6 protein-coding genes are annotated in these 10,074 nt (G+C 36.4%); 4 read left to right on the top strand and 2 right to left on the bottom strand.

Features of this window, described 5'->3' with window-relative positions:
* Positions 1–212, top strand: a 212-nt coding sequence (locus HCUR_RS09235) for a hypothetical protein (protein ID WP_207760945.1), incomplete at its 5' end; no start/stop codon positions are given.
* A gap of 683 nt (positions 213–895) precedes the next feature.
* Positions 896–1,072, top strand: a complete 177-nt coding sequence (locus HCUR_RS08730; RefSeq protein ID WP_165780797.1) for a hypothetical protein — start codon at positions 896–898, stop codon at positions 1,070–1,072.
* 120 nt (positions 1,073–1,192) lie between these two features.
* Here HCUR_RS08730 and HCUR_RS05615 read toward each other — a convergent pair whose 3' ends face one another.
* Together HCUR_RS05615 and HCUR_RS05610 are read right to left on the bottom strand one after the other, a co-directional pair.
* The gene (locus tag HCUR_RS05615; RefSeq protein WP_207760944.1) at positions 1,193–2,245 is read right to left on the bottom strand and encodes a M50 family metallopeptidase; all 1,053 of its coding nucleotides are present in this window, start codon (positions 2,243–2,245) and stop codon (positions 1,193–1,195) included.
* Positions 2,246–3,723: 1,478 nt separating this feature from the next.
* Positions 3,724–3,909, bottom strand: coding sequence for a transposase family protein (locus HCUR_RS05610; protein ID WP_129591932.1), 186 nt, complete (start codon positions 3,907–3,909; stop codon positions 3,724–3,726).
* Positions 3,910–5,156: 1,247 nt separating this feature from the next.
* Between HCUR_RS05610 and HCUR_RS05605 the strand changes: the two genes are divergently transcribed.
* Both HCUR_RS05605 and lepA read left to right on the top strand, forming a co-directional pair.
* Positions 5,157–6,197: a hypothetical protein gene (locus HCUR_RS05605; RefSeq protein ID WP_104207127.1), complete on the top strand. Its 1,041-nt coding sequence runs from the start codon at positions 5,157–5,159 to the stop codon at positions 6,195–6,197.
* Between the two features lie 153 nt (positions 6,198–6,350).
* Positions 6,351–8,156: a translation elongation factor 4 gene (gene lepA, locus HCUR_RS05600; protein WP_243397293.1), complete on the top strand. Its 1,806-nt coding sequence runs from the start codon at positions 6,351–6,353 to the stop codon at positions 8,154–8,156.
* Positions 8,157–10,074 lie beyond the last annotated feature (1,918 nt).

The following is a 10,074-nucleotide window of genomic DNA, read 5'->3' as shown; positions in this document are numbered from 1 at the left end:
AGCCATGCCGACTCCCAGTGATAATATCCTCGATTCCCAAAGTGTATAAACAACGGACAACGCTTCAGAACGGCGTATTGATGGGAGAAAAAGGTCTTAACTGTCATAGTCTAACAGACACACAAGGTCATCTTTTGCACGCTAAAGTCTCTAGGAAGCCCATATTGATCATATGGCTGGAGCCTTATGTTTCAAGAAACCCCAAGGCTTAAGGATGTTTGCGCGAATTTCGCTAAAAGTGTCTTAAAGCATACACATGAGATATCGGCGCGCCTGACTCAAGGGGAGGCTTATTTTGGCAAAAAGATGGCACGTGGAGCGCACATTGTCTTGGATTAATCACTTTCCCAGACGCTTCAAAGAGTATGAACTTTTTATCTTTCTAGAGGAGAATACTATTACGATTTCACACTCTATTCCATAGATTAGAAAACTTGCATCATTGTAAAGACAAGTAATAAGAGTGCATAAACCCTATATAAGAATTTTGGATAAAGCACTGCTTTATCCAAACTAAATACTGCCTGAAAAACGATCTCAAACACATCTTTAAATGACTTCCATTAAAAAATTCATAAATTAATCTAAAAATTTATATTTTTTTAATATAATAATGTTAGTATTATCTGTGAAATATAAAAAAGGAAAAAAAATGAATAAATTAATGTTTTCAGTGTTTGCGTTTGTGATAAGTGGAACTGCCTTTGCTGAAGAGAGTGGGTGTTGCACAAAAGTGATACACCCATCCGCGTGTTGCGCGCCAACGGTAGAACCTATTCCTACTGTTTATCGTATCCCTCTTAAATGCCCTACTTGAGATTAATTCACTTATGATGGATAATACGCAATATTTTTTTTTAAATAAACAAAGCTTTTACAAAAAAGGAGAATGATCATGAATAAAACTTTATTGACGATGGCGATTTTACTTTCCAGTATCGCAAGTGCAGAAGATAAACCCTGTTGTGGCTCGCAAACTATTACATCCGTAACTCCCTGTGGCGTCTGCTCCACAAAATCTATCAGCGTATGTGTACCTGAATGCAATTCTTGCACAACATGCTGTGAATAATTTAACGTATTAACGATAAAAAAATAACACAATACATCCACAAAAAAGCGTGTCTTCTCTTCTTAAACACTGAGAGGAACGCTTTTTGTGTTTATTTTACTTAAAAAGAATAGATACGCTTCAATGACGAATGTAGTTTAAAATGCTTTGAATGATGGTATACTTTTCCAAATCTTTAAAAGAAGAGTAAAGAAAAACAGCCCCTAGTATCAAGATAGACCCCCAAAGCAATGCCTGGGTAAGACGATTAGGAAGCGGTTTGCCTAAAACCCATTCAACCATTGACAACAGGATGTTTCCTCCATCCAACAAAGGAATAGGCAGTAAATTAAAAAAGCCTAAAGCGATAGAAATGGAAGCCATCAAAAGTAATACCGTACCAAAGTCTGCATGCTCTAAAGTATCTCGAGCTTGTTGTGCAATTCCTAACGGTCCAGAAAGCTGAGTTACATTAGATTTCTTAAACAGTTCTAGTGGCTTTTTACTTTCTTGAATAAACACCTCAAAGGCATTTCCGAAATACCCTCCATAAAAATTTTTTTTCCATGTACACGCGGGAACAATACCTACATTGCCTCTCCATACTTCCCGCGATGTAGGAGAAGCAGGCGCCTTGAGTTCCACATCAACCACTTCATTGTCTCGAGCAATACTGAAGCGTAGACTATCTTGTAAAGGTGTAGACTCTAAAATCTTCAGCACGTCTTGAAACGAGTCGACTTTTTGCTCCTGGATTTCAAGAATTTTGTCTTTAGGAAAAAGAAGTCCTTTTGCCCGGGACGCAGTACTTACTTTCCCAATAATAGGTTGATTAACGTCTGGAAGGCCAACGGTAATTACCATCGTTACAATTAATCCAAAGGCTAACAGATAATTTGCGAATGGTCCTGCAAAGGCAATAACAATCTTTTCCCAAGGACGTTTATGGGTAATGCTGGATTTAGAATGAGAATCCGTCGTTGTAAACCCGGAAGGATCGGCATCTCCCAAAAATTTTACATATCCTCCCAACAAATAAGGACAAAATTTCCACACAGTACCCCGTTTATCTTTCCATTGATACAGTGCAGGACCAAAGCCCACAGAAAAACTATCAATGGCCACTCCTCTCCAGCGCGCTGCCCAGTAGTGACCTAATTCATGAAAAATAACTAATGGGCATATCACAATCACAAAAGAAAATATAGTTTTTAGTAATGAATAAGTACTTAAGAACATTTTTATCTTTTCTACACAGTATAACTTATTATCTCAAAAACAGTTGAAAAAGCAAGAGGTTCTCTTTCAGTGTATACTTTTTGCATCCCGGACCATTCAGGTATGGGCCTACCTTTTTGCGCTTCTTGTTTCAGGTTAAAAAAAAAGAGTATAAACTTATTAAGCTTTTTAAATAAATTGTTTTGAAGATTAATAAATATTATAGTTTTTTTAGAAATTTAATAAACACTGACTGCCAGACGTATGTATTACCCACAATCCCTGAACCTAGACTTTAGTGCACCAGGTAGTCCTGGGTAAAGCTATTAAGGCTAGTATTACTTCAGTGTGTGTCCTATCTGTTAGTAGATTTTTATCAAATTCTTTTTATGAAATGGTTCTGGGCGTTAAGTAAGAAAAATAAGGTTGCATTCAGCGTTCTCAATACGCTCTTTTGTGTTGAAAAATGTATGTAAGACGCATTGTCCATAATGATCTTTTGGTAGTTTCGAAAGCAAGAGTTGCTCAAGCTCGATACAAAAAGATCAAGCAATACCTTTTTGATTACCCAACCCTGAAATTACATTACCGCTTTTGTAGTTTATTTCGGGAACATCTCCATATCAGTTTATTCTCCCGCTAAAGCACTTATATAGTGAAGCTAGAATCTGTAATTAATCCTTCTTCTTCGTTAAAAACAGGAGGGTAAAAATCAAAACATGCCAAGTTTTTTGAAATGCGAATCGTTTTTTTGGAGTGCATTTTTCCTAGATTGTTATCTCAATAAATTTTCTGGTCAATCTTTATAAAGAGTTGATTTTATATAATTGTACAGTTTTTAGAGGATTACTTTTGTAAAAAAATCTAGATTAACATCAAAGAGAAGTGAAAGAGGTCAAAAAGCTATACAAGCGATCTAAAAAACGAAGCGTGAAAAGTCATCGAAGAAGGAATCAACAAGCGCAAGGGGAAGTAAGGAAAGCCTCCGCCTGAAGATGCTAGACTGATATAAAAGGGCGCAGGAATACCTCATAAAAAATTTTGTTGCAAGATACCGGAAAAGTATGTCGTCACTCTAGCCCCATCCCATTTTTCTGAACCTCTTGATTGGATTATCTTAGCATCTGAGTTTGTTCAGAGCTATATGCCTGATTATCGCCATAGCGTGGGGAGCGTTTTCTTTTCGTATTCTTCTTTGATTTTCTCCAAATGACCTCTGTACTACCCAATGTAAAGCCCAATGGCTTTTAATATATGAGAGCATTGTTTCAAGAGTGGCTTCTAAAAAAGATCCAGACTACCGCACTGCACTAGAACACTTGCCTTTTATCTCAGGAATCGATTCTATCCGCGCCATGCTTTTAATGGAAAGCCCATTAGGGGTATTTAAGACTAGCCATCTACCATCCTGACTTACCGAGCATTTTCTAATTTCAATCTTAGCGTGACTCTTATCATAACTTTCGTAATATTTGCCCCTGATTAGCTTCGAGAGAGAATATATAACGTCCTCCTTTACCCATGATTTTATCTGCGATTTTATAGCGACATCCCATAGTATCTATAGTGAGAATGGATGCTTTACTATCCAGCCAATCTAATACCTTAGGTATTGCTGTGAACTCGTTGCTTTTATCCATTATCTTCTCTTTGGCTAGCCTTTGTAGCAAAAGCGCGGATTCTTAACAACCCGCAGAGAAATCTTGAAACGCTGCGCCACAATGAGAATACAAAAAAATCCCTCATTTTCTCAGTGCAGGAAGCACACCGCGAGGGTTTTGGGTAAGTGGGCATCTGCACTCTTTCCATCGATCGCACTGAAATCCGCGGATATAGTGGTCAGATTTTCTCTAATGCTTAGAGAAATTATTGCTTGAAACAAAGTATTGTTTAGGGGGTCTAATTTCATCTTTGTACTTTATCCTGAACCCGTTCTTTAGTTAAATGTCTAAAAATAATATGGATGTATGGGCGCGCATCCATAAACATTTTAAACGACGGTATTGATAAAAAGATACGAGTCTTGTCGTATGGTAGCAGTTCAAAAAACTTCTGCATAAAACTCTCCTTGTTTAAGCCCATGCTTAGCAGAATACAAAAATTAATAGGAACACGAGACCTTAGAATACAGACAAGATAGGTTCACCGTTATGTTGTCCCCCAAGCCTAGAGTTCATTTCAGACAAGAACTATGAGTAATCAAGCCTTTATGGATTTCCGTTCATCCTGTACCATAGTGATTACTTCATGCTCACAGCCTAAACTACCCGACACCTAAATCCGCCACTTTTATGTTATGGTACTGCCTTGATACACCCAAACGCTTTAGAAAAATGGTTTCTCGTTTTGATACGTGCGCTTTTATTTTGTTTTAAGAATTAAGTTTAATTAAACGCACTATGGGGGTAGAGTCATCTTGTCTCCCTGTGTGTTATTGTTAAGTTTCATTAAAAGTTAACCTTTGAAATTGAAGTTTACCTACAGCAATAATAAAAAAATACTTTTATGATAAAGGATGAGATTCGTTCTTTATTATTTAATGTGCACAGCAATCAAAACTTTATTTTTAATTTTTTCATTATTGCTTAATAGTGATAAACGTTCCTCACAGCGTTTTTGATGCGTTTCGAAATATTACTTGACTCGCAATCATTTCTGAAATAAAAAAACTACACTACCAAAAGCGTGTACCGCGCTTCTAAACAGAAAATCTTTTACCCCGTTAAAAAATATAACATCATAAACAGATTAGTAGAATTCTAGATAGGTATCTTAAACTGCATGACTCAAAAAAACACACATAAAAAGTTTTTTATATCTGAAAAATTGACTTTTCTTAATTTTACATTTAATATAGTAGAGTAAAAAATTAAATTTATATTAAATAATGCACACAAAATTAATTCTTGCCCTAATGTTCACTTTCTCTGCCATTAGTCCATCCTTCGCAGATGAAGAAGGAGAGATAGAACGAAAAAAAGAAGACACAGAACAAGCATTGGCTGGTTCTAAAATTGCGCTTCAAAAAGAAATAGCCGATGAGTCCAGCATAAAAAAAAAATTGCTTAAAATACAACAAGAAAAAGTATTAAGAGAACGTTTAGACATGGTAGAAGATTTTGTTGAAAGCTTAAACGGGATTACGTTTTCAAGCGATCTCTCCGAAAAGGAAGCAAAGAAAGAATTAAAAGATGCCATTAAATGTCGTAAAAATTGGGCTCGAACTAAAGCTGAGGAATTTTTAACCCTTAATTCAGGATCCTTTGATGCGGTATATTATCACATTATTCAGGCATCTGTAGTGTTAGAGGCATCGAATCGTCTTTCTTTCAAACAGAAAATAATTCCAATTCTTAAGGATGTACTAGATAAGAGTGAGGTCCTTAAAGAGATCAATGCATATATTAAAAAAATACAAAATAACGCTGAAGTAGCATACGGTACAGTGTTTTACCACCGTTGTGAGGCAGGAGCCGCTATTTTGCAGCAGATCAAAAACAATATCCTCAATGCTAGAGTAGAGTCGTTGTTTAGTCATGGTTATAATTTTCAATCATTGCATAAGGCGCTGACACCCAAGGAAGATAATACAAAAAAAGTAAAAAAAGGGGTCATTTTCTCAAATAATCAAGAAGGAATAACGCTCTCAAATGCACTAAAAAGTATACCTATAAAAGAAAAAGTATGTAAAGCAGCGCTGTTAAATGAGCTAAAAAGTAAAACAAAGACTTTGCAAGGAAGCGAATCAGCATTAACGCCAGAGTTAATGACCATCCTAAGAAAAATGGGCGAAATGCAATCAGAATGGTCTATATTGAATGAAGTAAACCCGACTAATCCTTTGCTCCAGAAGACCAAGCAAGCGGAGAAAGATAATGCTTGGGAAAGGGATTTTGGGTCAAAGCTTATACAAAACGAAAAAGATTAATCCTTATTGCCAGAAACTTTTATCGGCTGAATTGTGCCATAGTTTCAGCATTTATTAGGGTTAAATTAAGGGCTCTTAGGTAGGGCCCTGCCTATGGAAATAATAAAAAAATACTTGTATGATAGGGTATATTGTTCGTTCTTTATTATTAACGTGCACAGCAATCAAAACTTTATTCGTAACTTTTCCATTATTGCCCATATTGATCATGGAAAATCCACTTTAGCCGATGCGTTGATGCGCGTGTGTGGCGCGCTGGAGCAGCGTCACGAAAAAGAGCAATTTTTAGATACCATGGATATAGAAAGAGAACGGGGTATCACTATAAAAGCTCAAACCGTGCGATTAAGTTTTCGGGCCAAAGATGGGAATCTTTACCAACTTAACTTAATGGATACCCCTGGACATGTGGATTTTTCCTACGAAGTGAGCCGCTCGTTGGCGGCTTGTGAAGGATCTTTGTTGGTAGTGGATGCCAGTCAAGGGGTTGAAGCGCAAACCTTAGCCAACGTTTATAAGGCCATAGAGCACAATCATACCTTAATTCCAGTGCTTAATAAGATGGATCTACCTTCTGCAGATCCTGAAAATATTAAGACACAAATTCAAAATCTCATTGGTCTTTCCGGAGACGATGCTTTAGAGGTATCTGCAAAAAAAGGTACGGGAATTGAAGCAGTTTTACAAAGTATTGTGGATCGTTTGCCTTCACCTCAGGGCGATGCTACAGCTTGTTTGAAAGCGTTATTGGTAGACAGTTGGTATGATGCCTACTTAGGGGTTATCTTATTGGTACGCGTTGTGGACGGAATCATTACCCAAAAAATGAAAATTTTTATGATGGCTGCTAATGCTGTGTACACGGTAGAGCAAATTGGTATATTTACGCCGTACCCAACCCCAGTGAATCATCTAGCCTGTGGAGAAGTGGGCTATATCATTGCTAATGTTAAAACAGTGAGAGATTGTCATATTGGGGATACTCTTACAGAAGAGCAGCGTCCCGCCACTGAAGCACTTCCAGGATTTAAGCCTTGCACTCCTGTAGTATTTTGTAGTCTTTTTCCTACAGAGGCAGGGGATTTTGATCGATTAAGAGAGAGTTTAGCTAAGCTTCATTTAAATGATGCAAGTTTTTCTTACGAAATGGATACTTCTAATGCTCTGGGATTTGGATTTCGTTTAGGACTATTAGGACTCCTTCATCTTGAAGTGGTACAAGAACGTCTGGAACGAGAATTTGATTTGGACCTAATTATCACAGCTCCCAGTGTTGTGTATAAAATTCAGCTTCAAAACGGTACTTGGATTGATCTTCATAACCCAGCGGACATGCCCACACCCAATGAGATTCATTCTATGTTAGAGCCCTGGATTAAGGCTACACTCTTAGTACCAGATCTTTATGTGGGAGCAGTACTTACTTTGCTGGTAGAGCGACGGGGGATTCAGGATAGCTTAGAGTATATTACCCCTACCCGGGCGTTAATGGTATATCGAATGCCCTTGAATGAGGTTGCGTTTGATTTTTATGATACCTTAAAAAGTTTAACTCGGGGACATGCCAGTTTTGATTATGATATGGATGGATATGAAGAAGGGGAACTCGTCCTTTTATCTATCTTGCTGAATGGAGAGCCTATTCATGCACTAGCTTCGGTAGTACCTCAAATGAGAGCCTACGAAAAAGGGAGGGCTATTTGTGAAAAATTGAAAGGGATTTTGCCACGGCAACTTTTCCCTATTGCTATTCAAGCAGCAGTGGGAGGAAAGATTTTAGCGCGAGAAACTGTCTCAGCTTTACGAAAAAATGTTACTGCTAAGTGCTATGGTGGAGATATTACAAGAAAACGTAAATTACTTGAAAAGCAGAAAGAAGGCAAAAAACGTATGCGAAAATTTGGAAATATTGAAATTCCTCAAAAAGCATTCATTGAGGTTTTGAAGTTGGGAAAATAAAAAATTAGGCTCTAAGTATTTTAAAAAAATTATAGAAATGTTTCGCTTCATGACGCACAGTTCCAGATTATGATGGTATAAAATTGAATAGAACGTATTGTAAGAATGTGCCAAAATCACTGATGCAGCATTCCTTGCAATATAAAATAATTAAGAGGGCTTTAGCGTTTTTTCTAAAAAATAAAATATACTATTCCCCCAAAACGGTAAACGGAGAAAGAGAAGCAGTAAAAGATACGTACATGGGCTTCAAAAATCCTCATTCGACAACACTGAGTATGACAGAGCAAGCCTCGTTTTTCTGGAGAGTATTCGTATTTAGAGAAAAAGATGGTGCAATCCAAGCGTTTTCACATGAGGTGGTCGCATACTATAGGATTTAAAAGAAGATTCGATGCATCAAAGATAGTTTTTCTGGTAAAGGAAGAGATAAAGTGCCTAAAGGGTGAGATTAGAGGATTTCAGTGTTTAGTACAGATGCGACTCTTAAGTATTTTTTATAAGAGACTACGAAAAACTGAGTGACGGTACATAAAAGGTTTCTGTAATGGGATGAAACTGTATTAAAGCTTTAACTTTAAAGTTCATAAAAGAACTAGCTATGTTAGTGTTAATAACTGATAGAGGACAAGACGCCAATTACAGGGGTAGATGTCATAAAATCTGTAGCCGCTAAACCTGTTATACTTACAAGATCTGAGAGAAATACATCATGATATTTATGATCAAGAATCGTATAAAAGTGTAATTTAATTAAGCCCATGTTCAATATATTAAAACAGCATATAGTAAATCATCTTGAATTAAGTGCACAAGCGTGATCGAATACAAAAATGTCTAGACGCCCATAGAGTAAAAAAGCACTTTAATTACTGATTAAATAAAAAATACAAAAAAATCATCAGAAGTATTTGAGATAAACAGGAGAACAGTAAGTAGATGGCGTAATCGATGTAAGAAAGAAGAAAATTAATGTTCTAAAAAACATTTAGAATGTAGATGTAAACTAGATTATTCAAATATAAAATTATTTTTTAAAAATAATCCTAATAGTAGATTAAAGGATATCGAGGCTGAGTTTCTTATAAGCAAAAAATATGTTGCAATAGTATTTAAGAGGCGAGAATTTAGCGATAAAAACCTTTACACCTGAGGAAGTAGAGCAAAAAAAGCAAGATGAATATCTAAAAATCATAAAAAAGATACCCTTTACACTTCTTTTGTATGTTGATAAAAGTAATTTGGATATGGGGCGATTTTCAAAGAGAGAAGATAAAGCAAAAAAAGGAAAAGGCGCGTCGTGAAAAGCGTAGTGCATATTTCAAAAGAATCTGTAGTATAGCCGGTTTAGTGAACAATCAATCTATAGAACCCATAACAAATCTTGCAATAGGAATCTTTTTAATGGTTGGGTAGAACAGTGTTTAATTAAAAGACTAAAACCCGGTCTCATTATAGATCACCCTTTATTCGATAACTCTCAGAAGACCAGAGCGCTGATTGCATTTTTGGGCTGCAGAACAATATTTTTACCCACTTCCCACTTATTCACCCAATCTAAATCCTATAGAGAAATCATAGGCCAATATGAAGCGATGCATTAAGGATAAAATTACAGAATTCGCTTAATAATATAAGGCTATACTTTGCTTAAACACCCCTACATTAAGAACCAGTTACGTAAAAAAGTGAAACCGCAGGAATAAAGTATAGAATTGACCTCTGTACCGGACAAAACTAATTGGTTAGTTAGTTTGCATTGACAGTAACTCGGTGAAATAAAAACAAAAAGTGTATAATCTCGATTATCGAAAAAGAGGTATACATCATGGTTTCAGTCAACGAGTTAAAGCGCATTTTAAAGCCATATTTCAAAATCGACAATAGGCGTCTTGATTGCTTAACCCAAATGTTAGGT

This window comes from Holospora curviuscula (assembly GCF_002930195.1).
GTDB lineage: Bacteria > Pseudomonadota > Alphaproteobacteria > Holosporales > Holosporaceae > Holospora > Holospora curviuscula.
This window is presented reverse-complemented; position numbering and strand designations above follow the sequence as displayed.